21 protein-coding genes are annotated in these 24,401 nt (G+C 64.8%); 17 read left to right on the plus strand and 4 right to left on the minus strand.

Annotated features, from left to right (window positions below; genetic code table 11):
• Window positions 1-59 precede the first annotated feature (59 nt).
• The gene (locus BFE01S_RS23010; protein ID WP_281177409.1) at window positions 60-383 is read right to left on the minus strand and encodes a 4a-hydroxytetrahydrobiopterin dehydratase; all 324 of its coding nucleotides are present in this window, start codon (window positions 381-383) and stop codon (window positions 60-62) included.
• Window positions 384-491: 108 nt separating this feature from the next.
• Complete coding sequence (gene phhA, locus BFE01S_RS23015) at window positions 492-1,400, minus strand: phenylalanine 4-monooxygenase (protein WP_028227524.1); 909 nt, start codon at window positions 1,398-1,400, stop codon at window positions 492-494.
• A gap of 141 nt (window positions 1,401-1,541) precedes the next feature.
• Between phhA and BFE01S_RS23020 the strand changes: the two genes are divergently transcribed.
• Window positions 1,542-2,033, plus strand: a complete 492-nt coding sequence (locus BFE01S_RS23020) for an Lrp/AsnC family transcriptional regulator (protein ID WP_028227525.1) — start codon at window positions 1,542-1,544, stop codon at window positions 2,031-2,033.
• Between the two features lie 27 nt (window positions 2,034-2,060).
• Here BFE01S_RS23020 and BFE01S_RS23025 read toward each other — a convergent pair whose 3' ends face one another.
• Window positions 2,061-2,585 (minus strand): class IV adenylate cyclase, encoded by a 525-nt coding sequence (locus BFE01S_RS23025; RefSeq protein ID WP_028227526.1) that lies wholly within the window; start codon window positions 2,583-2,585, stop codon window positions 2,061-2,063.
• A 147-nt stretch (window positions 2,586-2,732) separates the two neighbouring features.
• Window positions 2,733-3,620 (minus strand): LysR family transcriptional regulator, encoded by an 888-nt coding sequence (locus BFE01S_RS23030; RefSeq protein WP_028227527.1) that lies wholly within the window; start codon window positions 3,618-3,620, stop codon window positions 2,733-2,735.
• A 112-nt stretch (window positions 3,621-3,732) separates the two neighbouring features.
• On the opposite strand from BFE01S_RS23030, the gene BFE01S_RS23035 reads away from it, so the two are divergent.
• The 16 genes from BFE01S_RS23035 (at window position 3,733) to BFE01S_RS23110 (ending at window position 24,241) form a co-directional block, all read left to right on the plus strand.
• Entirely contained in the window at window positions 3,733-5,256 is a 1,524-nt protein-coding gene (locus BFE01S_RS23035; protein ID WP_028227528.1) for a CoA-acylating methylmalonate-semialdehyde dehydrogenase, read from the plus strand.
• 178 nt (window positions 5,257-5,434) lie between these two features.
• Entirely contained in the window at window positions 5,435-7,153 is a 1,719-nt protein-coding gene (locus BFE01S_RS39815; protein ID WP_042338313.1) for a GMC family oxidoreductase, read from the plus strand.
• A 386-nt stretch (window positions 7,154-7,539) separates the two neighbouring features.
• On the plus strand, window positions 7,540-8,319 hold the full coding sequence (locus BFE01S_RS23045; protein ID WP_028227529.1) for an ABC transporter ATP-binding protein: 780 nt from the start codon (window positions 7,540-7,542) through the stop codon (window positions 8,317-8,319).
• Complete coding sequence (locus BFE01S_RS23050) at window positions 8,316-9,074, plus strand: ABC transporter ATP-binding protein (protein ID WP_042338314.1); 759 nt, start codon at window positions 8,316-8,318, stop codon at window positions 9,072-9,074. The genes BFE01S_RS23045 and BFE01S_RS23050 overlap by 4 nt, the downstream gene beginning before the upstream one ends.
• A gap of 129 nt (window positions 9,075-9,203) precedes the next feature.
• Window positions 9,204-10,421, plus strand: coding sequence for an ABC transporter substrate-binding protein (locus BFE01S_RS23055; protein ID WP_028227531.1), 1,218 nt, complete (start codon window positions 9,204-9,206; stop codon window positions 10,419-10,421).
• A 97-nt stretch (window positions 10,422-10,518) separates the two neighbouring features.
• Window positions 10,519-11,403, plus strand: coding sequence for a branched-chain amino acid ABC transporter permease (locus tag BFE01S_RS23060; protein WP_028227532.1), 885 nt, complete (start codon window positions 10,519-10,521; stop codon window positions 11,401-11,403).
• On the plus strand, window positions 11,403-12,374 hold the full coding sequence (locus BFE01S_RS23065) for a branched-chain amino acid ABC transporter permease (protein ID WP_028227533.1): 972 nt from the start codon (window positions 11,403-11,405) through the stop codon (window positions 12,372-12,374). Before BFE01S_RS23060 ends, BFE01S_RS23065 begins: the two co-directional genes overlap by 1 nt.
• Window positions 12,375-13,294: 920 nt before the next feature.
• The gene (locus tag BFE01S_RS23070; protein ID WP_028227534.1) at window positions 13,295-14,464 is read left to right on the plus strand and encodes an ABC transporter substrate-binding protein; all 1,170 of its coding nucleotides are present in this window, start codon (window positions 13,295-13,297) and stop codon (window positions 14,462-14,464) included.
• A gap of 316 nt (window positions 14,465-14,780) precedes the next feature.
• A complete protein-coding gene (locus BFE01S_RS23075) occupies window positions 14,781-15,836 on the plus strand; it encodes a branched-chain amino acid ABC transporter permease (protein ID WP_028227535.1) in 1,056 nt (351 codons plus the stop codon).
• A gap of 4 nt (window positions 15,837-15,840) precedes the next feature.
• Window positions 15,841-17,628 carry a branched-chain amino acid ABC transporter ATP-binding protein/permease gene (locus BFE01S_RS23080; RefSeq protein ID WP_052420962.1) on the plus strand — a complete coding sequence of 596 codons (1,788 nt, stop codon included), beginning with the start codon at window positions 15,841-15,843 and terminating at the stop codon, window positions 17,626-17,628.
• A complete protein-coding gene (locus BFE01S_RS23085; RefSeq protein ID WP_042338317.1) occupies window positions 17,628-18,377 on the plus strand; it encodes an ABC transporter ATP-binding protein in 750 nt (249 codons plus the stop codon). The genes BFE01S_RS23080 and BFE01S_RS23085 overlap by 1 nt, the downstream gene beginning before the upstream one ends.
• 187 nt (window positions 18,378-18,564) lie before the next feature.
• Entirely contained in the window at window positions 18,565-20,523 is a 1,959-nt protein-coding gene (gene mnmG, locus BFE01S_RS23090; RefSeq protein WP_028227538.1) for a tRNA uridine-5-carboxymethylaminomethyl(34) synthesis enzyme MnmG, read from the plus strand.
• A complete protein-coding gene (rsmG, locus tag BFE01S_RS23095) occupies window positions 20,520-21,215 on the plus strand; it encodes a 16S rRNA (guanine(527)-N(7))-methyltransferase RsmG (protein WP_028227539.1) in 696 nt (231 codons plus the stop codon). The genes mnmG and rsmG overlap by 4 nt, the downstream gene beginning before the upstream one ends.
• A 107-nt stretch (window positions 21,216-21,322) precedes the next feature.
• Window positions 21,323-22,093: a ParA family protein gene (locus BFE01S_RS23100; protein ID WP_028227540.1), complete on the plus strand. Its 771-nt coding sequence runs from the start codon at window positions 21,323-21,325 to the stop codon at window positions 22,091-22,093.
• Window positions 22,094-22,152: 59 nt separating this feature from the next.
• The gene (locus tag BFE01S_RS23105; protein WP_028227541.1) at window positions 22,153-23,040 is read left to right on the plus strand and encodes a ParB/RepB/Spo0J family partition protein; all 888 of its coding nucleotides are present in this window, start codon (window positions 22,153-22,155) and stop codon (window positions 23,038-23,040) included.
• Between the two features lie 91 nt (window positions 23,041-23,131).
• Window positions 23,132-24,241: an SLC13 family permease gene (locus BFE01S_RS23110; RefSeq protein WP_028227542.1), complete on the plus strand. Its 1,110-nt coding sequence runs from the start codon at window positions 23,132-23,134 to the stop codon at window positions 24,239-24,241.
• Window positions 24,242-24,401: the final 160 nt, after the last annotated feature.

Here is a 24,401-nt window from a genome sequence, read left to right on the forward strand (position 1 = left end):
AACCCTGAAGGTTTGGACGCCTGACACCCTGCATTATGCTTTCAAATACGGGTTTTGGCTCATACGCTGAGCGGCCCGGGCGCAATCGCGTCGATGAAGCGTGCGAGCGCGATGTCGCGCGAGGTGAGGCCGTTGGCGTCGTGGGTGGAAAGCGTGATCTCGACGCGGTTATACACGTTGAACCACTCGGGATGGTGGTTCATCTGCTCGGCCTTGATAGCCACGCGCGTCATGAAGCCGAAGGCCTCGTTGAAGTCGGCGAAGCGGAAGCTGCGCTGGATGGCGTCGCGCCCGGCCACGGCCTGCCAGCCATGGAGTTCGGCGAGTTGGGTGGCGCGTTCTTCGGATGTGAGTCGATTGATCATTTCTACACCTGTCGTGATGCGGGCCCGGTGCGGGTTCTCGGGGCCGATCAGCCATTTTTTCACGGATGGCGCCGGGGTGCGAGCAAAGTGGGCGGCCGGTCCGACGCGCAGCGGCGCCGGCGGGGGCTAGACGTCCCCGTCTTCGAGCCAGCCTGCGCCCGTGCCGCGCGTGAGCACCGTATCGCCGGCGAGAACGTCGCCCGCGCCGAATGCGGGTCCATCCAGCAGCGCCGCGGGATCGGCCAGACGCGCGGCCACCCCTTCGCCCAGCGCTTCGAAAAGCTGCCCGAACGACTCGATCACGAAGTAGGTCTTCTGGAACGTGTCGATGCGGTAGCGCGTGCGAAGCACCCGGTCGAGATCGAACGCGATGCGGTTGGGCGCCTCGCTTTCCACGCTGTAGAGCGATTCGCCCTTGCTGGAGACGATGCCCGCGCCGTAGATCTTGACGCCATGCGGCGCGCCGGCCTCGCGCATCAGGCCGAACTCCACCGTGTACCAGTAGAGCCTCGCGAGCAGCGTGAGCGCGCGCGCATCGCGTGCGTGCGCGGCAAGCGCCGCCTGACCATAGGCACGGATGGCATCGGCGAAAACCGGGTCGGTCAGGAGCGGCACGTGGCCGAACAGGTCGTGAAAGCAGTCCGGCTCCTGCAGATAGTCGAGCTGGTCCGGGCGGCGCATCCACCAGGTCACCGGAAAGCGCCGGTTAGCAAGGTGTTCGAAGAAAATGCGGTCGGGAACGAGGCCCGGCACCGCCACGATGCGCCAGCCCGTGGCCGGCATCAGGCGCTCGCTCACGGCCTCGAACGACGGCACGTGCGCAACGTTCAGCCCGAGGCTCTGCGCCCCCGAGAGAAAGGCATCGCTCGCGCGGCCTGCGAGGAGGGCGCTCTGGCGGCGGTACAACTGGTCCCAGACGGCGTGATCGACGGCGCCGTAACGCGCGAGCGGCTGGTCGATCGTGAAATCGGGACGGGTTTGTAGCCCGGCGTCGAACTGCTCCTGCAGCTTGGCGGTGGCGGCAGCGGCGGCCATGTTTGTAACGCTCCACTCAATACGAATACGGAGATGCAAGTGTAGAGCGGGGTACACGCGGCGTGTGCGCGTATTGGGTGTCAGAAAGCGCTATTATGCAATAATCGCGCATCATAAACGGAATCGATGCGGAATTCATTCATGCTTGAACTCGATCACTTCGATCTCGCGCTGCTGGACGTCCTGCAGCGCTTTGGCCGCGCCACGCATCAGCAACTGGGCGAACAGGTGCCGCTCTCGCCCTCGCAGATCGGCAGGCGCCTGCAGCGCCTCGAAGCTTCGGGGGTGATCGACGGGTATCGCGTCGTGCTGCGGCCCGAGAAGCTGGGCCTCGGCGTCACCGCGTTCACGAGCCTGAAGCTCAAGCATCACGGCGACTCGATCATCGAGCAGTTCCAGCAGCAGATCGACGTGCTGCCCGAAGTGCTCGAATGCCATGCGGTGGTGGGCGACGCCGACTATCTGCTGCGTATCGTGGCGCCCGATCTGAACGCGCTGTCGTCGTTCGTCATGAAGAAGCTGATGCGCGTGCCCGGCGTGGATAGCGTGCGCTCGAACATCGTGCTCACCACGTTCAAGCGCAACGGGCCGCTGCCGCTGTCTCACCTGGAGCCGGGCGCGGGCGCGCCCTGACTCCCGCTTCCGGCCGGCGCCGGAAACTCAAGCCGCGACCGGCGTATTGAGCAGATCGACGTAGGCGACCGCCACAAGGTCGCCCTCTTCTACGCCGAGCTTCTTGAACATCGCGTGGGCTTCGGCCTCGCCGCCCTCGTCGTCGTCGTCGGGGCCGAGCACCACTTCGAGCTCGACGAAGTCGCCGAGGCCATCCACACGGTCCAGGTGGATGCGCGTGCGGCCCACCAGGTACACGTGGCGCTCCTTCGAGACGATGCCGCGCGTGGTCAGCGCCGTGGCGAGCAGCGCGTGCATGGCCTCCGCATTGGTCACCGGGCTGCGCGTGTAGTACGAGGCCTTCGGGCCGTCGCGGTCGTCGCGCTGGTAGAAGATCAGCTCGGGCGGCGTGCCGTCGTCGAACTGGCGCAGCTTGAGGCGGCCGCGCGGGACGTCGTAGAAGAAGTCCTGCTGGCGAAAGATCAGCGGAGCGTCGGGGGCGATCCGGGCGGCGCGCTCGCGCAGCGCGTCGAATTCGCGGGCGCGGGCTTTGATTTCAATGTTGCGGGCCATGCAAGCTCCTGTCTGTCGAGGGTACGAAGGGGGCGGAAGGCTACGATTCGCGCGGGCGAAATTCGAATCTAGCAAAACTTGCGTGACGCCGCTGTTACACCGCGCTGGCCGCAGCGTTGGCTTCACGCGCGCCCTCATGAGCGGCGCTCATATCGCCCATTGGGTCTCGATGGCCTTGAGCGCGGCCGCGATGGCCGGCTCGTCGCGGCGCGAATCGAGCGTAATGAAGGTGAGTTCGGTGGGCACCGTCACGCCCTCCACGATGGTGAGCGCGTGCGCGTGCGCCTCGGCAATCGCGGTGGCGTCGCGCGCCAGCGTGAGTCCCACGCCCGACTTCACGAGGTCGAGCATCGACGGCTCCTGGTCCACCTCGGCAACCTTCACGGGCCTGGCGTTCGCGGCTTCGAACAGGTGCGTCAGCAGCCGGTTGTGCGCGGAGGCGGGCGGTGTCCAGATCCAGGGGAGCGCGGCGAGCGAACGCCAGTCGCGCGCGCCTTTCACGCGGTCCTTCCAGCCCGCGGGCGCGAGCACACGGTACTGGAAGCGCGTGAGCGTGAGGGTGTGGAAGGCGGCCGCGTCCGGGCCCGGCTGGCCGATGTAGTAGCCCACGTCGAGTTCGCGCGCGCGCACCTGGTCGAGCACCCAGCCCGACATGCCGTGGCGCAGCGCCGTTTCGATCTGCGGCCAGTTTTCCACCAGTTGCCGCAGGAAGCCGCCGAGGCGCAGGAACGCGGGATCGAGGATCGTACCGATGCGCAGGCGCCCGCGCACCTCGTGGCGCAGCGCAGCAGCGGCGCGCTGCACGTCGCCGGCGGCGGCGAGCGCCCGTTCGGCATGCGGCAGCAGCGCCTGGCCGTCGCGCGTGAGCGCGAGGCCGTGCGAGGTGCGCGTGAAGAGCGCGACGCCGAGTGTCTCCTGGAGGTGCTTGATCTGCAGGCTCACGGCGGGCTGCGTCAGATGCAGATGCCCCGCCGCGCGCGTGAGATTGCCCTCGCGGGCGACCGTGACGAAGGCGCGGAGCAAGGTCAGGTCCATAGCCTGATATTAACCCGCCTTATATCGCTATTGAGCATTAATCATTGGATCGCCGCGCGCATTGGCGATTACGCTTCTTGCTGATTCAGACGAACAGACAAAAGAGGCACACATGGGCGAGACACATCTGAACGACACGGGCGTACGCACGCTCGCGCACCACGTCAACGGCAAGCCGCAAAGCGGCACGGGCGAGCGCTACGGCGATGTCTTCAACCCGGCCACCGGCAAGGTCGGCGCGCGCGTGCCGCTCGCCACCGTGACCGAAGTCGATGCCGCCGTGGCCGCGGCGAACGCGGCGTTTCCCGCCTGGAGCGAGATGCCGCCCGTCAAGCGCGCGCGCATCCTCTTCAAGTTCAAGGATCTGCTCGACCAGCACCATGACGAGCTCGCCGAACTCATCACGCGCGAGCACGGCAAGGTATTTTCGGACGCGAAGGGCGAGGTGATGCGCGGCATCGAAATCGTCGAGTTCGCGTGCGGCATTCCGAATCTCCTGAAGACCGATTTCACCGACCAGATCGGCGGCGGCATCGACAACTGGAACCTGCGGCAGCCGCTGGGCGTCGTCGCCGGCATCACGCCGTTCAACTTTCCGATGATGGTGCCGTGCTGGATGTTTCCGGTGGCGCTCGCGTGCGGCAACACCTTCGTGCTGAAGCCTTCGGAGCGCGATCCCTCGGCGTCGCTGCGCCTTGCCGAACTGCTCAAGGAAGCGGGCCTGCCCGACGGCGTTTTCAACGTCGTGCACGGCGACAAGGTGGCCGTGGACGCCCTCCTCGCGCATCCCGACGTCACGGCGCTCTCGTTCGTCGGCTCCACGCCGATCGCCGAATACATCTACACGGAAGGCACGAAGCACGGCAAGCGCGTGCAGGCGCTGGGCGGCGCGAAGAACCACCTCGTCGTGATGCCGGACGCCGACCTCGACCAGGCGGTCGATGCGCTGATCGGCGCGGCCTACGGCTCGGCGGGCGAGCGCTGCATGGCGATATCGGTGGCTGTGGCCGTGGGCCACGTCGCCGATGAACTCGTCGAGCGCCTCACGCCGCGCGTGAAGGCGCTGAAGATCGGCAACGGCATGGACAGCGCCTCCGAAATGGGCCCGCTCGTCACGGGCGCGCATCGCGCGAAGGTGAAGGGCTATATCGACGCCGGCGTGAGCGCGGGCGCGAAGCTCGTGGTGGATGGCCGCACGCATGCGGTCGAGGGCCACGAGGAGGGCTTCTTCCTCGGCGGCACGCTGTTCGACGACGTGAAGACCGACATGACGATCTACAAGGAAGAGATCTTCGGCCCGGTGCTTTGCGTGGTGCGCGTGCCCGATTTCGCGAGCGCGGTCGAGCTCATCAATCGCCACGAGTTCGCCAACGGCGTGTCGCTCTTCACCTCGGACGGCGGCGTGGCGCGGGCGTTCTCGCGCCAGATCAAGGTGGGCATGGTGGGCATCAACGTGCCGATTCCGGTGCCCATGGCGTGGCACTCGTTCGGCGGCTGGAAGCGCTCGCTGTTCGGCGATCACCATGCGTATGGCGAAGAAGGCGTGCGTTTCTACACGCGCTACAAGAGCATCATGCAGCGCTGGCCGGACAGCATCGCGAAGGGCGCCGAATTCACCATGCCCGTCGCGAAGTGAGCACGCAGAACAAGAACGCGTAGGAAAGCGAAATAACGGATGCGGGCGGCGTACCGGCGCCCGCATCGGAAGTGCCAGAACAATCAGGCCGAAGCAAGGCTGAGCCGAGGCCACAGTCAGGCCGAAGCGTGGCCAAAGCGTGGCCAAAGCCAACCCGGCCATCGAGCAGGAGACAAGCATGCCCGCGACCCAGGAACCCACGGGAGGACGACCGTCCTCGCGCCGCCTCGAAGGCGAGTTCGATTACGTGATCGTGGGGGCCGGCACGGCCGGCTGCGTGCTCGCCAACCGCCTCACCGAAGATCCGGCTGTTTCCGTGCTGCTGCTCGAAGCAGGCGGTCAGGACGACTACCACTGGATTCACATTCCCGTCGGCTACCTCTACTGCATCGGCAATCCGCGCACGGACTGGCTCTACAAAACGCAGGCGGAAGCGGGCCTGAACGGGCGAGCGCTGTCTTATCCGCGCGGGCGCGTGCTGGGCGGGTCCTCGTCGATCAACGGCATGATCTATATGCGCGGCCAGCGCGAGGACTACGACGCCTGGGCACGCGAGACCGGCGATGCGTCGTGGTCGTGGGACGCCGTGCTGCCCGTGTTCCGGCGCAGCGAGGACTATCACGGCGGTGCGGGCGAGTTCCACGGCGCGGGCGGCGAATGGCGCGTGGAGAAGCAGCGCCTCAAGTGGAAGATTCTCGAATCGTTTGCGCAGGCAGCCACGGAGCAGGGCATTGCCGCCACCGACGACTTCAATCGCGGCGACAACAGCGGCGTCGGCTATTTCGACGTGAACCAGAAGCGCGGCGTGCGCTGGAACGCATCGAAGGCATTCTTGCGCGCCGCGATGAAGCGCCCGAATCTCACCACGGTGACGGGCGCGCTCACCGAACGTGTGATCTTCGAAGGCAAGCGCTGCGTGGGGGTCGAATACCGCGGCGGCGGCCTGGATTACGTGGCGCGTGCGCGCGGCGAAGTGATTCTCTGCGCGGGCGCCGTGAACTCGCCGCAGTTGCTCGAACTTTCCGGCATCGGCGATGCCCGGCGGCTCGCGGATCACGGCATCCCGGTGGTGCAGGACCTGCGCGGCGTGGGCGAGAACCTGCAGGATCATCTGCAACTGCGCATGGCGTATCGCGTGAACGGCGTGCGCACGCTCAACACGGCTTCCGCGCACTGGTGGGGCAAGCTCATGATCGGCCTGCAGTACGCGCTCCTCCAGAGCGGGCCGATGTCGATGGCGCCATCCCAGCTCGGCGCTTTCGCGAAGTCCGACCCCGACGATCCGGCGCTCACGCGCCCCGACCTCGAATATCACGTGCAGCCGCTCTCGCTCGAACGCTTCGGCGAACCGCTGCACCGTTTCAATGCGTTTACGGCCTCGGTGTGCAATCTGCGGCCCACGTCGCGCGGCAGCATTCACATCGCCAGCCCCGATCCGGCGGCCGCGCCCTTGATCGCACCGAACTATCTTTCGACCGATCACGACCGGCGCGTGGCCGCGAACGCCCTGCGCCTCACGCGCCGCATCGCGGGCTCGCCGGCGCTCGCGCGCTACCGGCCCGAGGAAATCCTGCCGGGCACGGCATTCCAGACCGAGGCGCAGCTGCGCGAGGCGGCGGGCAACATCGGCACGACGATCTTCCATCCGGTGGGAACCTGCCGCATGGGCCGCGCCGACGATGCCGGCGCCGTGGTGGATTCGCGCCTGCGCGTGCGCGGGGTAGAGGGGCTGCGCGTGGTGGATGCGTCGGTGATGCCGTTTATTACATCGGGCAATACGAATTCGCCGACGCTGATGATTGCCGAACGCGCCGCCGCCATGATGCGCGCCGACCGCAACGAAGGGGCGAGCGCGCGCTCGAGCGTCGATGCCGCTGCTCCGTTGGCCGTGAGCTGACCGATGCGCTGAAACACGGCCAGCGCAGCGCACTATCCAGGACGCGCGCCCGAGGTTTCGGGCGCGCGCGGCGGCGCTCATCCCAAGCCCGCGAGCGTGCGGACGGCCCACGCGAACGCACCGATAATGTGCTGCGATCGCACGCCCATCATGTAGCCAACTCCTTTCATCCCAGCATGGTCACATCGCGACCCGCGGGCGCAAACCCTAAGTGCAAATCCCAATGATTGCGGTGCATCATTGGTGAGACAATGCGCGAAACCGGTCGGTGTGGAGACGCTTCCAGCGATGCTGAAAAGCGGGCCCGCCGATCGGTGTCTGCATTCGTGCGGCGGCTCGCGCGAACAACGTGCGCAGTAACGCCTTTACATCGCGTGGAAGGGGACATGATTCTCGGCGACACGATTCTGGAAACCCGCGGCCTCACCAAACAGTTCAAAGGCTTCACGGCCGTGAACGGAGTAAACCTGCGCGTGTGCCGCGGCACGATACACGCGCTGATCGGGCCCAATGGAGCAGGCAAGACCACCTGCTTCAACCTGCTCACCAAATTCCTCGAACCGAGCGACGGGCGCATCGTCTTCAACGGCATCGACATCACGCACGAGCGGCCCGCGCAGATCGCGCGGCGCGGCATCATCCGCTCGTTCCAGATCTCGGCGGTGTTTCCGCATCTCACGGCGCTGCAGAACGTGCGGATCGGGCTGCAACGCGCGCTCGGCACCACCTATCACTTCTGGAAGAGCGAGCGCACGCTCGCCGAACTGGACGATCGCGCCATGGATCTGCTCACGCAGGTGGGCCTGACCGATTTCGCGGGCGTGCCCACCGTCGAGCTCGCCTATGGACGCAAGCGCGCGCTCGAAATCGCCACGACGCTCGCGATGGAGCCCGAACTGATGCTGCTCGACGAGCCGACCCAGGGGATGGGCCACGAAGACGTGGACCGCGTGACGGCGCTCATCAAGAAGGTGTCGAGCGGCCGTACGATCCTGATGGTCGAGCACAACATGAACGTGATCGCGGGCATCTCCGACACGATTACGGTCCTGCAGCGCGGCGAGGTGCTGGCCGAAGGCAGCTACGCCGAAGTGTCGAAGAATCCGCTCGTGACGGAGGCCTATATGGGCAGCGCGGACGCGGCCCTGGCGGGAGCCCACGCATGAGCACGGTGACGGAAAAAGAACCGGTGGCCGAGGGCGCCGCGGCGCCCGCCGAGCCGGCACTCGCGATTGCGGGGCTGCAGGCGTGGTACGGGGAATCGCACATTCTTCACGGGGTGGACATCACGGTCGGACGCGGCGAAGTGGTCACGCTGCTCGGTCGCAACGGGGCGGGGCGCACCACGACGCTGCGGGCCATCATGGGCCTCACGGGGCGGCGCACGGGTTCGATCCGCATCGGCGGCCGCGAGACCATCCACATGCCCACCTATCGCATCGCGCATTGCGGCGTGGGCTATTGCCCCGAAGAGCGCGCGATCTTCGCGAGCCTCTCGTGCGAGGAAAACCTGCTGCTGCCGCCGCAGGTCAACGCGAGCGTGCCGGGCATGTCGCTCGACGAGATCTACGCCATGTTTCCCAATCTCGCCGAGCGGCGCCACAGCCAGGGCACGCGGCTCTCGGGCGGCGAGCAGCAGATGCTGGCCGTGGCGCGCATCCTGCGCACGGGGGCGAACCTGCTCCTGCTCGACGAGATTTCCGAAGGCCTTGCGCCCGTGATCGTGCAGACGCTTGCGCGCATGATTCTCACGCTCAAGTCGCGCGGCTACACGATCGTCATGGTCGAGCAGAACTTCCGCTTTGCGGCGCCGCTTGCCGACCGCTTCTACGTGATGGAGCACGGCCATATCGTCGAGCAGTTCGGCGTTGCCGAACTCGACGCCAAGATGCCCGTGCTGCACGATCTGCTCGGTGTCTAGGATCCAGAGGGACACGCGTCGCGGCCGGCGCAATGCGCCTGCCGTGCCGCGTGCGATGTGCCTGTTTTGCTGTTTTGCCTCCGCTGTCAAGCCCGGATAACAATGCAACCAGAAAAGAAGGAGACTGCAATGAAGAAAACGACGTTCGCGCGGCTCGCCGCGCTCTTTGCCGCCGCAGCGGCTGCAACGGCGATGAGCGCTGGCACCGCGCAGGCTGCCGACGACGCGGTGAAGATCGGCTTTATCACCGACATGTCGGGCCTGTATGCGGACGACGACGGCCAGGGCGGTCTCGAAGCGGTCCGCATGGCGGTGGCGGACTTCGGCGGCAAGGTGCTCGGCAAGCCGATCGACGTGCTGTATGCGGACCACCAGAACAAGGCGGACATCGCGGCTTCGAAGGCGCGCGAGTGGATGGACCGCGACGGTATCGACATGCTGCTGGGCGGCACCAACTCGGCCACCGCGCTCTCCATGAATCAGGTGGCGCTGGAAAAGAAGCGGGTGTACTTCAACACAGGCGCGGGTACGGATGCGCTGACCAACGAGCAATGCACGCCGTACACGGTTCACTACGGCTATGACACGGTGGCGCTCGCGAAGGGCACGGGCCTCGCGGTGCTCAAGCAGGGCGGCAAGACCTGGTTCTTCCTCACGGCCGACTACGCGTTCGGCAAGTCGCTCGAAAAGAACACCGCCGACGTCGTGAAGGCGAACGGCGGCCAGGTGCTCGGCGAGGTTCGCCATCCGCTCTCGGCTTCGGACTTCTCCTCGTTCCTGTTGCAGGCGCAAGCATCGAAGGCGCAGATCCTCGGCCTCGCCAACGCGGGCGGCGACACGGTCAACTCGATCAAGGCCGCGAGGGAATTCGGCATTACGAAGACGATGAAGATCGCCGCGCTGCTGATGTTCCTGCCGGACGTGAACAGCCTCGGGCTCGAAACGACGCAGGGCCTCGTGCTGACGACCGGCTGGTACTGGGACCAGAACGACGCCACGCGCCAGTGGGCGCAGCGCTATTACGACAAGATGAAGAGGATGCCGTCCGAGCTGCAGGCGGCCGACTATTCGGCGGTGACCACCTACCTGAAGGCCGTGCAGGCAGCCGGTACGACCGACGCCGACAAGGTGATGGCGCAACTGAAGAAGACGAAGGTCGACGACTTCTACACGAAGGGCGGCTATATCCGTCAAGACGGCGTGCTGATCCACGACATGTATCTGGTGGAGGTGAAGAAGCCGTCCGAGTCGAAGCGTCCGTGGGACTACTACAAGGTCGTGCAGACCATTCCGGGCGAGCAGGCCTATACGACGAAGCAGGAGAGCCGCTGCGCGCTGTGGAAGTAGACGCAGCGCGAGCGCGGCACGCGGCGTGGCGCCCGGGGCAACCCGGGCGCCGCGGCGTGTGCCGCACGAATGCGATCTTGAGGGGGTGGCAGCTTCCATGACTATCTTTGGCATTCCGTTGCCGGCCATGCTGAGCCAGTTGTTGCTCGGGCTCGTGAACGGGTCGTTCTACGCGATCCTGAGCCTTGGCCTCGCGGTGATCTTCGGCATGCTCAACGTGATCAACTTTGCGCACGGCGCGCTGTTCATGCTGGGCGCGATGCTCACATGGATGGGGCTCGCGTACTTCAATCTGCCCTACTGGGTGATGCTCGTCGTCGCGCCGCTCGTGGTGGGCGCGTTCGGCATCCTGATCGAGCGCTCGATGCTGCGCTGGCTCTACCAGCTCGATCATCTCTACGGACTCCTGCTGACTTTCGGCCTGACGCTCGTGGTGGAGGGCGTGTTCCGTGCGGTCTATGGCTCGTCGGGGCAGCCCTACGACGTGCCCGAGGCGCTCTCCGGCGCAACCGATCTGGGCTTCATGTATCTGCCGAACTATCGCGCGTGGGTAGTCGTCGCGTCGCTCAGCGTGTGCTTTGCCACCTGGTACGTGATCGAGAAGACGCGCTTGGGCGCCTACCTGCGCGCGGGCACGGAGAACCCCAAGATCGTGGAAGCGTTCGGCATCAACGTGCCGCTCATGATTACGCTCACCTACGGCTTCGGCGTCGCCCTCGCGGCGTTTGCGGGCGTGCTGGCCGCGCCCGTGATCCAGGTCTCTCCGCTCATGGGCCAGTCGATGATCATCACGGTGTTCGCCGTGGTCGTGATCGGCGGCATGGGGTCGATCATGGGGTCGATCCTCACCGGCCTGCTGCTGGGTGTGGTCGAAGGCTTCACGCGCGTGTTCTGGCCCGAGGCGTCCGCCACGGTGGTGTTCGTCATCATGGCGATCGTGCTGCTGATTCGCCCCGCAGGCCTCTTCGGCAAGGAACGGTGATGCAAAGAAAAGTGCTCTATGGACTGCTGCTGGTGGGCCTGCTGGCCGCGCCGTTCGCCGGCGTGTATCCGCTCTTCGTGATGAAGGTGCTCTGCTTCGCGCTCTTCGCTGCCGCGTTCAATCTGCTGATCGGCTACACGGGCCTGCTCTCGTTCGGCCACGCGATGTTCCTCGCCACGGCGGGCTACGTCACGGGCTACATGATGCAGTCGCTCAACGTCACGCCCGAGCTGGGGGTGCTGGCCGGCACGGTGGCGGCGACAGTGCTGGGCCTCGTGACCGGCATCTTCGCGATTCGCCGCCAGGGCATCTACTTCGCCATGGTGACGCTCGCGCTCGCGCAGATGGTCTATTTCGTCTATCTGCAGGCGCCCTTCACGCACGGCGAAGACGGCTTGCAAGGCGTGCCGCGCGGCAAGCTGTTCGGCCTGCTCTCGCTCTCGTCGGACCTCGTGCTCTATTACGTCGTGCTCGTCGTGATGGTGCTCGCGTTCCTCTTCATCGTGCGCGTCGTGCATTCGCCGTTCGGGCAGGTGCTGGTCGCCATCAAGGAGAACGAGCCGCGCGCCATTTCGCTCGGCTACGACACCGACCGCTTCAAGCTGCTCGCCTATGTGCTCTCGGCGGGGCTTGCGGGTCTCGCCGGGTCGCTCAAAGTGCTCGTGCTGGGCTTTGAGACGCTTGGCGACGCCTACTGGACGATGTCGGGCCTCGTGATCCTGATGACGCTGGTGGGCGGCATGGGCACGCTGTTCGGACCGCTTCTCGGCGCCGCGCTGATCGTTTCGCTCGAAGACCGGCTGGGCGACATTGGCGGCGCGCTCGCCTCGGTGACGGGCGTGGACTGGTTCAACTCGCTCGGTGAGTCCGCAACGATCGTGACGGGCCTCATTTTCATTGCCTGCGTGCTGGCGTTCCGGCGCGGGATTGTCGGCGAAATCGTGGCGCGGGTGAAGCCATTGCGGGCATGATGTTTTTGAATGCTGTCGGGCGCGGGCGGGGAGGGGGATTCTCGTATAGTCTTGCTGCGCTGCATGCCGGATTTGCGCATAACGAAGTCCGCGACTACGACAGAATCGTGTCGGCTCGCCCCAAATCGGTGCTGCGCTGCACCACTAGGGTAAATGCTAGTTGTAGCAGAGGGGGCGGAAGTTTAAAGTTCACCCAGTTCTGATGCACCGAATTTGCAGGTGGAGAACGAGGAGACAACTGAGGCACCAAGTGCCCGGACAAGAAGGCGCTGTTGGGCGGGAGCCCAACAGCGCTTTTTATATTTGGTTCGTCATTTTTAGTTTTCCATTTTAGCCGGCGATTTTTCGTCGATTATCCATTTCCCCCGCCTTTTCGCTTTTTCTCCCGCGCTTTTTCCGTTTTTCCAGCACACGCCATTTCATTTCCCCGATTTACGCAAATCGCCATGCTGCGCAGCAAAAGCCACGTGGCACATGCCTTCTGGCATTACGCATTTTTCCATTGCTCCCGCACGCCTTGTAAGGTTCTGGAAAGCGCTTGCGGGCGCAACAGCCGGTCCGCTACACTCGGCATTCGCTGACTATCCGGTCGGCATAATGCGTCGGTCGCGGCCGGCGCATTATCGCAATCGCTGGAACCAGACCCAACGAAGGTCCGGCGCGATGGGTGCGACGAAGCATCGGAAAAGGGCACAGCGGGTTCTCCGGCGTGCCCTTTTTTGTTGCATCGAATATCGGCCGCAGCGGCATGCAGGAGCGGTCAGGGAGCCAATAAAGCGGTTCGCGCAACAGGCAGGGAAAACCATGCGTTACACGCGCGATCCCGATTACTACACTCAAGGGCCGGCGCCGATTTACGAAGATATTAGTGATCGGCGCCAGGTCAATCGACACGCAGGCAAAGCGTTTGGAGACGCGCAATGAAAACGATGAAGTGGGCTTTGAGGTCAGTGAGCGCCGGACTCGCAGCGGCGCTGATGGGCACGGCCGGGGTGGCCGTGGCACAGGTGAAGATCGGCGTGACGCTTTCGGCGACGGGGCCGGCGGCTTCGCTCGGCATTCCCGAGAAGAACACGATTGCGCTGCTGCCCAAGGAGATTGCGGGCAAGAGCGTGCAGTACATCGTGCTCGACGACGCATCGGATACGAGCAAGGCCGTGCAGAACACGCACAAGCTGATCGACGAAGATCACGTGGACGCGATCATCGGTTCTTCCGTAACGCCGAACTCGCTCGCGATGCTCGACGTGATCGAGCAGGGCAAGACGCCCATGATCTCGCTCGCGGCGTCGGCCGCGATCATCCAGCCCATGGACGACAAGCGCAAATGGGCCTTCAAGACGCCGCAGAACGACAGCCTGATGGCCGACGCGCTGGCCGGCTATATGGAGAAGCACGGCGTGAAGACGGTGGGTTTCATCGGCTTCACCGACGCCTATGGCGACAGCTGGCTCAAGGAGTTCGGCGCGGCCGCGGCGAAGCACAACCTCAAGATCGTGGCGACCGAGCGCTATAACCGCACCGATTCCTCGGTCACGGGGCAGGCGCTCAAGCTGATGTCCGCGAACCCGGATGCCGTGCTGATCGCCGGTTCGGGCACGCCGGCGGCGCTGCCCGCCACGACGCTGAAGGACCGCGGCTACAAGGGCAAGATCTATCAGACGCACGGCGTGGCCAACAACGACTTCCTGCGCGTGTGCGGCAAGGATTGCGATGGCGAGCTGCTGCCCGCCGGCCCGATCCTCGTGGCCGATCAGCTGTCGGACGCGAATCCGGTCAAGAAGTCGGCGCTGGCCTATAAGACAGCCTACGAGAAGGTCTACGGCGCCGGGTCCGTCGCAACGTTCGGCGGCCATGCGTGGGACGCCGGCCAGATGCTCCAGCGCGCGATTCCGGTCGCGCTGAAGTCGGGGCAGCCGGGCACCGAAGCGTTCCGTGTCGCGCTGCGCGATGCGCTCGAAAACGTGAAGGAGCTGCCGCTCTCGCACGGCATCATGAACACGACTCCCACCGATCACAACGGTCTCGACGACCGTGCCCGCGTGATCGTGGAGATCGTCGACGGCAAGTGGAAGCTGCAGGGCGAGTGACGACATTGCCGGGGTGAGCGCGGGCCGTCCGCCATTGGGGTTGGGCCCGGTGGAAGACGGTTCCGCGTGTTTCGCTTGTTTCGCGTGTTCCGTGCGAAACGCTCGCTCACTCGCCTGCGCGTCATTCTGTCGATCGACAATGATGAGCGGCGCGCCGGGCGCCGCTCGCGTTGCTGTTGTCGCTGTTGCCGTCCGGCACTGCGTGCCGTGGCATACCGCCGGCCGGCTGGCCGGCGGCGCTTTCCGCACTTTCCGCACGCAATCGCATTTCCGTCGTTCGACGTTCCAGGTTCCAGAGTTTCAGGAAGAGGGGTGTATGGATTTATCGATCGCCGCGATCCTCGCGCAGGACGGCATTACCACCGGTGCCATTTACGCGCTGCTGGCGCTTGCACTGGTGCTGGTGTTTTCCGTGACGCGGGTGATCTTCATTCCGCAGGGCGAGTTCGTCTCGTATGGCGCGCTTACGCTCGCTGCGCTGCAATCGCAGAAGTTTCCGGCCACCTGCTGGCTGCTCATGGCGCTCGGCGCGGCATGCTTTGTCGTGGAGACGGCGGGGCTCGTGCGGCACGCCGAGCGGCGCAGGCATGCGGCGCGCACGCTCGTCACGCTTGCCGGGAAGTATCTGCTGTTTCCCCTCGCGCTCTATGCACTCACGCGCGGGCTCGCGGCCCAGCCGTTGCCGATGCTCGTGCAGATCGCGCTCACCCTGGCGATCGTGGTGCCGATGGGGCCGTTCATCTACCGTCTCGCCTACGAGCCCATCGCCGAAGCCACGACGCTGCTGCTGCTCATCGTCGCCGTGGCGGTGCACTTCGCGATGGTCGGCCTCGGGCTCGTGATGTTCGGCGCCGAAGGCTCGCGCACCAACGCGTTCTCCGACGCCACGTTCAACATCGGCAGCCTCTCCATCTCGGGGCAGAGCCTCTGGGTGATCGGCACGGCAGCCGTGCTGATCGTCGCGCTGTACGTCTATTTCGGCCGCACGATCTCGGGGAAGGCGCTGCGCGCGACCTCGGTGAACCGGCTGGGCGCGCGGCTTGTCGGGATCGGCACGACCCAGGCCGGGCGGCTCGCGTTCACGCTTGCCGCCGGGCTGGGCGCGCTGTGCGGCATCCTCGTCGCGCCGCTCACCACCATCTACTACGACTCGGGTTTCCTGATCGGCCTGAAGGGTTTCGTGGGCGCGATTATCGGCGGCCTGGTGAGCTATCCGCTGGCGGCGGCGGGCTCGGTGCTCGTTGGTCTGCTCGAGTCGTATTCGTCGTTCTGGGCGAGCTCCTATAAGGAAGTGATCGTGTTCACGCTCATCATCCCGGTGCTGCTGTGGCGCAGTTTCGCGACACCGCATACCGAAGAAGAAGAGGAGTGATGCGATGAAACGGATCATCATGCATAACCGCTTCTTCTGGCTGTTCCTCGTGGTGATGTTCGCGCTGCCCGTGCTGCCGGGCGCCGTGCACGTGCCCGAGTACTGGATCACGCTGCTCAACTACATCGGCCTCTATTCGATCGTCGCGATCGGGCTCGTGCTGCTCACCGGCATTGGCGGGATGACCAGCTTCGGGCAGGCGGCGTTCGTCGGGATCGGCGCCTATGCCACCGCATATCTCACCACGCAGTACGGCGTTTCGCCGTGGCTCGCATTGATTGTCGGCATGGTGGTGACGGGGCTCGTGGCGCTCGTGCTCGGGCTCGTCACGATGCGGCTCTCCGGCCACTTCCTGCCGCTCGGCACGATTGCCTGGGGCCTCGCGCTGTACTTCCTGTTCGGCAACCTCGACGCATTGGGCAAGTACGACGGCATCAACGGCATTCCGGTGCTGAACGTGTTCGGCATCGCCCTGGAGTCCGGGCGGCATATCTATTACCTGATCTGGGTAGTCGTGCTGCTTTCGGTCGTCTCTGTTCAGAATCTGCTTAATAGCCGCACCGGGCGAGCGATTCGCGCGCTGCGCGGCGGCGGCTTGATGGCGGAGGCGATGGGTGTGAATACGGCGTGGATGCGCGTGGTGATCTTCGTCTATGCGGCCGTGCTCGCCGCCGTTTCCGGCTTCCTCTACGCGCATTTGCAGCGGGCCGTGAATCCCACGCCGTTCGGGCTGAATCACGGCATCGAGTATCTGTTCATGGCGGTGGTGGGGGGCGTGGCGCACGTCTGGGGCGCGGTGCTGGGCGCTGCGATCCTGACCGTGCTGCAGGACTGGCTGCAGACCATTCTGCCGAAGCTGCTGGGCGAGAACGGCAACTTCGAAATCATCGTGTTCGGCATTCTGATGGTGCTGCTGCTGCAGTACGCGCGTCGCGGCGTCTGGCCGTTCGTCGCGCGTTTCTTCCCGCGCGGTCCGCGGGCCCACGTGCCCGAAGATGCCGAGCCATTGCCGCAGCGCAGCAAACCGGCCACCGGAGAATTGCTGTTGACGGTCGATAAGGCGCGCAAGCAGTTCGGCGGTCTCGTGGCCGTCAACGACGTGAGTTTCGAGGTGAAGGCGGGGCAAATCGTCGGGCTGATCGGTCCGAACGGCGCCGGCAAATCGACGACGTTCAACCTCGTGACCGGCGTTCTGGAGCCCACGAGCGGCGAGATCATGTTCCGCGGCGAGCGCATCGATCGCCTCACTTCACGTGAAATCGTCGCCCGCGGAATTGGCCGGACGTTCCAGCACGTCAAGCTGCTGCCGACGATGACGGTGCTCGAGAACGTCGCGATCGGCGCGCACCTGCGCGGCCATGCGGGCGTGCTGCGCAGCGTCGCGAAGCTCAACGTCGCCGAGGAAGGGCGGCTGATGAGCGAGGCGGCGAAGCAGCTTCGGCGCGTCGGGCTCGAACAGCATATGTACGAAGAGGCAGGCAGCCTCGCGCTCGGCCAGCAACGGATTGTGGAAATTGCGCGGGCGCTCTGCTGCGATCCAACCCTGCTGCTGCTCGACGAGCCGGCGGCGGGCCTGCGCTATCAGGAGAAGCAGCAGTTGGCGGCGTTGCTGCGCAAGCTGAAGGAAGAGGGGATGAGCGTGCTGCTGGTGGAACACGACATGGATTTCGTGATGAACCTCACGGACCGGCTGGTCGTGATGGAGTTCGGCACGCGCATCGCAGAAGGCTTGCCGGAGGACGTGCAGAAAGATCCGGCGGTGCTCGAGGCTTATCTGGGCGGGGTGGAGTGATGAGTTCAAATCCTGTTCTGGAAGTCTCCAATCTTTCGGTGCGCTACGGGAAGATCGAGGCGCTGCACCACGCCGCTATCAAGGTGGGGGCGGGGCAGATCGTTTCCGTGATCGGGCCGAACGGCGCCGGCAAGTCCACGTTGCTCAACGCCATCATGGGCGCGCTGCCCGTAACCGGGCACGCGAGCGGCCGGATTACATACCGGGGCGATGAAGTCGGCGCGCTGCCGATCGAGCGGCGCGTGGCGCGCGGCATGTGTCTCGTGCCCGAAAAGCGGGAGTTGTTCGCTTCGATGACCGTTGAAGACAACCTCGTGCTTGGTGCGTATCGCCGCAAGCAGGCTGGCGAGCGTAATTTTCTCGATCAGCTCGACCACGTGTTCGAGCTGTTTCCACGGCTCAAGGAGCGGCGCACGCAGGCGGCCGGGACGCTTTCGGGCGGCGAGCGGCAGATGCTCGCGGTGGGCCGCGCGTTGATGGGCAAGCCCGATCTACTGATGCTCGACGAACCGAGCCTTGGTCTCGCGCCGCTGATCGTGAAGGAGATTTTCCATATCATCAGTGCGCTGCGGCAGACCGGTGTGGCGACGCTGCTGATCGAGCAGAACGCGCGCGCCGCGCTGCAAGTCTCCGACTATGGCTACGTGCTTGAAACGGGCGATTTGGCGCTGGAAGGTGCGGCAGACGAGCTTGCGCAGAACCCGCGAGTAATCGAAACCTACCTCGGACTGGTGAAGAAACCGGTCTGAGTTATCTGTATGTTGTTCACGAAGCGGGGTGTTTCACGTGAAACACCCCGTTTTTTTCGTTCTTTCGTCGGCAAAGTGCGGAACGAAATTCGGGCGTGAACGGCCCAAAACCCGAAACCGTTATAATTCGTCCATCCCACTAATTTCTGAGAAGGCTCACGCGGCTTGCCGTGCGTGAGGTCCGGCCATGCTTTATCCCACAGAGTTTGACGTAATCGTCGTCGGCGGCGGTCACGCCGGCACCGAAGCTGCGCTTGCTGCCGCCCGCATGGGCGTCAAGACGCTTCTGCTCACGCACAACATCGAGACGCTCGGCCAGATGAGCTGCAATCCGTCTATCGGCGGCATTGGCAAAGGCCATCTGGTTAAGGAAGTCGATGCGCTGGGTGGTGCGATGGCGGCTGCCACCGACGAGGGCGGTATCCAGTTTCGCATCCTCAATTCGTCGAAGGGGCCGGCGGTGCGCGCCACCCGAGCTCAAGCCGATCGCATTCTGTACAAGGCTGCGATCCGTCGGCGTCTGGAGAATCAGCCTAACCTCTGGTTGTTCCAGCAGGCGGTTGAGGACCTGATGGTGGAGGGCGATCGCGTCGTGGGGGCGGTGACGCAGGTTGGTATCCGTTTTCGCGGCCGTGCAGTCGTGCTGACCGCGGGGACCTTCCTCGACGGCAAGATTCACGTGGGGTTGAACAACTACACGGGTGGCCGCGCGGGCGATCCGGCGGCGGTGACGCTTTCCGCCCGGCTGAAGGAACTCAAGCTGCCGCAAGGCCGTTTGAAGACAGGCACGCCGCCGCGTATTGACGGCCGTTCGATCGATTTTTCGGTGCTCGAAGAGCAGCCGGGCGACCTCGATCCGGTGCCGGTGTTCTCGTTCCTGGGCCGTGCCGAACAGCATCCACGCCAGATTCCCTGCTGGGTCACGCACACGAATGCGAAGACGCACGACATCATCCGCAGCGGTCTCGACCGCTCGCCGATGTACACGGGCGTAATCGAAGGGGTAGGGCCGCGTTACTGCCCGTCGATCGAAGACAAGATTCATCGCTTCGCTTCGAAGGAGTCGCACCAGATATTCCTCGAACCGGAAGGGCTGACGACCAACGAGTTCTATCCGAATGGGATCTCGACGAGTCTGCCGTTCGACGTTCAGCTCGACCTTGTGCATTCGATGCACGGTCTCGAGCATGCGCACATCCTGCGTCCGGGCTATGCAATCGAGTACGACTACTTCGATCCGCGCGGCCTGAAAGCGTCGCTGGAAACGAGGGCGATTCAGGGGCTGTTCTTTGCGGGCCAGATCAATGGCACAACCGGCTATGAAGAAGCGGCGGCCCAAGGCCTGCTCGCGGGGATCAATGCGGGTCTGCAAGTCCAGGGTAGGGATGCCTGGACACCGCGCCGCGACGAAGCCTACCTCGGCGTACTGGTGGACGACCTCGTGACGCGCGGCGTTTCGGAGCCGTATCGCATGTTCACGAGCCGCGCCGAATATCGCCTGAGCCTGCGTGAAGACAATGCGGATATGCGCCTGACGGAAATCGGCCGGGAGCTTGGCGTGGTGGACGATGTCCGCTGGAATGCGTTCTACCGCAAGCGCGACGCTGTTTCACGTGAAACAGAGCGCCTGAAATCGACTTGGGTGAATCCGAAGACGCTGTCCGCCGATGAAGCGACCGCCTTGCTCGGCAAGTCGATCGACCGCGAGTACAACCTGGCAGACCTGCTGCGCCGCCCCGGTGTGAGCTACGACGGCGTGTGCGGTTTGCGCGAAGGCGCTTGTGCGCCCGCAGCGCCGCTGGCCGACGACGAAGTCCTGCTCGGCCAGATCAAGGAGCAGATCGAGATTGGTATCAAATATCAGGGCTACATCGACCGTCAGGCCGATGAGATCGAGCGCAACGGCGCGCAGGAAAATACGCGCCTGCCGGAAGGCATCGACTACGCCGAGGTGCGTGGCCTTTCGTTCGAAGTGCGCCAGAAGCTGACGCAGCATCGGCCGGAGACCATCGGCCAGGCGTCGCGCATTCAAGGTGTCACGCCCGCTGCGATCTCGCTGCTGATGGTGCACCTGAAGCGCGGCCTTGGCCGCCGGCGCCAGAATCCTGCCGATGCCAGTACAGATAACACGCCGGTGGCGCAATGACGGGCCGCTCGCGGCAACCCGGCGTGGCGGATCGCGACGCCTTGGCCGAGATGCTGAAGGAGGGCGCGCAGGCGCTCGGTGTGGAACTGAGCGAGCGGCAGCACGCGCAACTGCTTGACTACGTGGCGTTGCTGGCCAAGTGGAACGCGGTCTATAACCTGACCGCCATCCGCGACCCGCGCCAGATGATGATCCAGCACATCCTCGATTCGCTTTCGATCCTGCCGCACCTGCCTGCACGCGATGGGGCGGCGGTGCTGGACGTCGGTTCGGGCGGCGGCCTGCCGGGCATCGTCATCGCCATCGCACGGCCGGACTGGTCGGTGACGCTCAACGATATCGTGCACAAGAAGACGGCCTTCCAGTCCCAGGCGAAGGCCGAACTGGGTCTGAGGAATCTCTCCGTCATCACGGGACGCGTCGAATCGCTGCGTCCCGGGGTCGAAGTACCAAAAAAGTTTGATCTGATTGTCTCGCGGGCATTCGCGGAACTCGCCGATTTCGTTACACTGGCCCGGCATCTGGTTGCCGAGGGCGGTGCGATCTGGGCGATGAAGGGCGTGCGCCCCGAGGGCGAAATCGAGCGGCTGCCGGCAGGTGCCGAGGTGCGGCAGACTGTGCGCCTCGTCGTGCCGATGCTGGAGGCCGTGCGTCACCTCGTCGAAGTCGCGGTCGAGCCGGTGGTGGCCTGATGCGCCGGTTGCAGCGCGCGTTGGCCGAACGACCGGATTGATGCCGCGGCCGCGTGACGCTATAACGTAAGCAAACTTTTCAAGGCAGTAAAAGGGACACACGAAAGATGGCAAAAATCTTCTGCGTTGCGAACCAGAAGGGCGGCGTCGGCAAGACGACGACAACGGTCAATCTCGCCGCGAGCCTCGCATCGCAGGGACAGCGTGTCCTTCTCATCGATCTCGATCCGCAGGGCAATGCCACGATGGGCAGCGGCATCGACAAGGCCGCCTGCGAGAACACCGTGTACGAAGTGCTGGTCGATGGCGTTACGGTGTCCGACGCATGCACGCGCCCGGAAGCCGTGGGCTACGACGTTGTGCCCGCCAATCGCGAGCTGGCCGGTGCGGAAGTCGAACTCGTCTCCATGGAGCAGCGCGAACGCCGTTTGAAGAACGCGCTGGAGCAGGTCGATGCCGACTACGACTTCGTGCTGATCGACTGCCCGCCGGCGCTTTCGCTGCTGACGCTCAACGGGCTGTGCGCGGCGCACGGCGTGGTGATCCCCATGCAGTGCGAGTACTTCGCGCTCGAAGGTCTCTCCGATCTCGTCAACACGATCAAGCAGGTGCACGCGAACATGAACCGCGACCTGAAGGTGATCGGCCTCCTGCGCGTGATGTTCGATCCGCGCATCACGTTGCAGCAGCAGGTGTCGGAGCAGTTGAAGGAACACTTTGGCGACAAGGTGTTCGACGCGGTGATTCCACGCAATGTGCGGCTCGCGGAGGCACCCAGCTACGGCTTGCCGGGCGTGGTGTTCGATCGCGCATCGCGCGGCGCGCAGGCGTATGTGCAGTTCGGTGCCGAGATGATCGAGCGGGTGCGCGCGCTTTGACGCTGGTTTTGACGCCGGTTTTGACATATCTCGCGGCCAATGCAGACTGAGGAAGCACGATGAACGCAGTAGCACGGAAGAAAGGGTTGGGCCGCGGACTGGAGGCGTTGCTGGGCGGCAGCGCGGACATCACGGAGGCCGTGAAGATCGAGGGCGCACCCAATACGCTGCCCCTCACGAAGATGCAGGCGGGCAAATACCAGCCGCGCACGCGCATGGACGAAGGCGCGCTGCAGGAGCTGGCTGCGAGTATCCGCGCGCAGGGCCTGATGCAGCCCATCCTCGTGCGCCCGGTGGACACCGACCGGTACGAGATCATTGCGGGTGAGCGGCGCTTCCGCGCGGCTCACATTGCCGGGCTGACCGAAGTGCCCGTTCTCGTGAAGGACGTTCCGGATCAGGCCGCCGCCGCGATGGCGCTGATCGAGAACATCCAGCGCGAAGATCTGAACCCGCTGGAAGAGGCGCAGGGCATCCAGCGTCTTCTCGACGAGTTTCGTTTCACGCATGAGCAGGCCGCGGAGTCCGTGGGCCGTTCGCGCAGCGCCGTGTCCAATCTGCTGCGTCTCCTGAATCTGGCCGCGCCGGTGCAGACCATGCTGCTCGCGGGCGATCTCGACATGGGGCATGCGCGCGCGCTGCTCGCCGTCGATGCCGCGACGCAGATCACGCTTGCCAACCAGGTCGTGAACAAGCGCATGTCGGTGCGCGAAACCGAAAAGCTCGTATCGAGCACGACGAAGGCTGCGCCCGCCGTGAAGGCGAAGACCCCCCACGATGGCGGCCGCGACACGCGCCGGCTCGAAGAGGAGCTCTCCGACCTGCTGGCCGCCACGGTGAAGATCAAGCTGGGCAGGCGAGGGCGCGGACAGTTGACCGTCGATTTCGGCGACCTCGACGCACTCGACGGCATTCTGCTGCGCCTGCGCGGCGAAACCGCGACCTGAGCGCGGCCTGAGTCGACCGCGACAGACGCGCGTGACAGACTTGCGAGACGATAGTCAGCCCTGGTCCGGGCCGCGTGCGGCGGCGCTCGGCATGCTGCGCCGCGCCGGCGCGCTCGTGATGGCCGAGCCGGTGCTCGCCATTCTGGTCGTGGCCTTCGTGCTGCTCCAGGGGCTTGCGCCGCGGGCCTGGACATCGCTGCCCGCGCTGGTCGACTGGCAGACGGTGATGACGCTCGCGGGCCTGCTGATTCTGACGAAGGCCATCGAATATTCAGGACTGCTGACCTGGCTGGCGCATCGTCTCGTGCGGCGGATACATTCCGAGCGTGCGCTGGCCCTGTTTCTGATCGCGCTGGCCGCGGCGCTCGCAACGGTGGTGACGAACGACGTAGCCCTTTTCGTCGTCGTACCGCTGGTGCTATCGCTGCATCGGCTCACGCCGTTGCCGCTCAGGCAACTCGTGATCGTCATTGCGCTGGCGGTGAACGCGGGCTCGGTGCTCACCCCGCTTGGCAATCCGCAGAATCTCTTTCTCTGGCAATTGAGCGGCGTGTCGTTCGGCCGCTTCGTGGTCGCGCTTGCGCCGCTTTGCGCGATCTTGATGGCGATGTTGTTCGCTCTCGCCGCGCTGTCCTTCAAGTCGCGGGCGCTCGATCTTTCGACGGACGCCGATCCGCATCCGGTGGACCGGCCGCTCGCCAGTGTCGCCGGGGTGCTCTTCGTTGCGTTCGTGCTGCTCGCCGACGCGCACCACGCCGGCATCGCACTCGCGGGCGTGGCCGCGGGCTTCCTGATCTGGCGCGCGCGCATCGTGCTGAAGATCGACTGGCTGTTGCTCTGCATCTTCGTGCTGATGTTCATCGTCTTGCGCAGCGCCGCCGCGTTGCCATGGATACACGCTTTGCTCGCGGGACTGGCTCTGGAAGCACCGCTGCGCGCATATGTCGCAGGGGCAGTGTTGTCGCAGGTTATCAGTAATGTTCCGGCGGCCATCGTGCTCGCGGACTTCACGCACGACTGGCGGGCACTGGCCTTCGGCGTGAGCGTGGGCGGCTTCGGATTCGCCATCGGCTCGCTCGCCAATCTGATTGCCGTGCGTCTCGCAAAGGAGCGCGGCATGTGGCTGCCGTTCCATCTGTATTCCATCCCGTTCTGGCTGGTCGGCGGCGCGGCGGGCGGTTGGTGGCTGTCACGCTTCTGAGTACATTGCGCATTTTCTGCGCGTGTGCGGCAACCTTACAGTCCTCATCCGCCATCGCTCCGAAAGCCTGCTTTTTCGCATCATGAAGCGTTGTTTCATAGGCGTTTCCGAGCAGTTCAAAATCTTGAATCACCTGCCACTATCGCTTACAATCTGGCCG

It is taken from the genome of Paraburkholderia ferrariae NBRC 106233, assembly GCF_000685035.1.
GTDB lineage: Bacteria > Pseudomonadota > Gammaproteobacteria > Burkholderiales > Burkholderiaceae > Paraburkholderia > Paraburkholderia ferrariae.

Excerpts from the sequence above, each read along its gene's own strand:
- phhA (WP_028227524.1), bottom strand. The coding sequence starts at position 1,400 with ATGGCCGCCGCTGCCGCCACCGCCAAGCTGCAGGAGCAGTTCGACGCC.
- BFE01S_RS23105 (WP_028227541.1), top strand. The coding sequence starts at position 22,153 with ATGAACGCAGTAGCACGGAAGAAAGGGTTGGGCCGCGGACTGGAGGCG.
- BFE01S_RS23100 (WP_028227540.1), top strand. The coding sequence starts at position 21,323 with ATGGCAAAAATCTTCTGCGTTGCGAACCAGAAGGGCGGCGTCGGCAAG.
- BFE01S_RS23025 (WP_028227526.1), bottom strand. The coding sequence starts at position 2,585 with ATGGCCCGCAACATTGAAATCAAAGCCCGCGCCCGCGAATTCGACGCG.
- BFE01S_RS23085 (WP_042338317.1), top strand. The coding sequence starts at position 17,628 with ATGAGTTCAAATCCTGTTCTGGAAGTCTCCAATCTTTCGGTGCGCTAC.
- BFE01S_RS23035 (WP_028227528.1), top strand. The coding sequence starts at position 3,733 with ATGGGCGAGACACATCTGAACGACACGGGCGTACGCACGCTCGCGCAC.
- rsmG (WP_028227539.1), top strand. The coding sequence starts at position 20,520 with ATGACGGGCCGCTCGCGGCAACCCGGCGTGGCGGATCGCGACGCCTTG.
- BFE01S_RS23110 (WP_028227542.1), top strand. The coding sequence starts at position 23,132 with ATGCTGCGCCGCGCCGGCGCGCTCGTGATGGCCGAGCCGGTGCTCGCC.
- mnmG (WP_028227538.1), top strand. The coding sequence starts at position 18,565 with ATGCTTTATCCCACAGAGTTTGACGTAATCGTCGTCGGCGGCGGTCAC.
- BFE01S_RS23080 (WP_052420962.1), top strand. The coding sequence starts at position 15,841 with ATGAAACGGATCATCATGCATAACCGCTTCTTCTGGCTGTTCCTCGTG.
- BFE01S_RS23075 (WP_028227535.1), top strand. The coding sequence starts at position 14,781 with ATGGATTTATCGATCGCCGCGATCCTCGCGCAGGACGGCATTACCACC.
- BFE01S_RS23060 (WP_028227532.1), top strand. The coding sequence starts at position 10,519 with ATGACTATCTTTGGCATTCCGTTGCCGGCCATGCTGAGCCAGTTGTTG.
- BFE01S_RS23065 (WP_028227533.1), top strand. The coding sequence starts at position 11,403 with ATGCAAAGAAAAGTGCTCTATGGACTGCTGCTGGTGGGCCTGCTGGCC.
- BFE01S_RS23050 (WP_042338314.1), top strand. The coding sequence starts at position 8,316 with ATGAGCACGGTGACGGAAAAAGAACCGGTGGCCGAGGGCGCCGCGGCG.
- BFE01S_RS23020 (WP_028227525.1), top strand. The coding sequence starts at position 1,542 with ATGCTTGAACTCGATCACTTCGATCTCGCGCTGCTGGACGTCCTGCAG.
- BFE01S_RS39815 (WP_042338313.1), top strand. The coding sequence starts at position 5,435 with ATGCCCGCGACCCAGGAACCCACGGGAGGACGACCGTCCTCGCGCCGC.
- BFE01S_RS23030 (WP_028227527.1), bottom strand. The coding sequence starts at position 3,620 with ATGGACCTGACCTTGCTCCGCGCCTTCGTCACGGTCGCCCGCGAGGGC.
- BFE01S_RS23045 (WP_028227529.1), top strand. The coding sequence starts at position 7,540 with ATGATTCTCGGCGACACGATTCTGGAAACCCGCGGCCTCACCAAACAG.
- BFE01S_RS23070 (WP_028227534.1), top strand. The coding sequence starts at position 13,295 with ATGAAAACGATGAAGTGGGCTTTGAGGTCAGTGAGCGCCGGACTCGCA.
- BFE01S_RS23055 (WP_028227531.1), top strand. The coding sequence starts at position 9,204 with ATGAAGAAAACGACGTTCGCGCGGCTCGCCGCGCTCTTTGCCGCCGCA.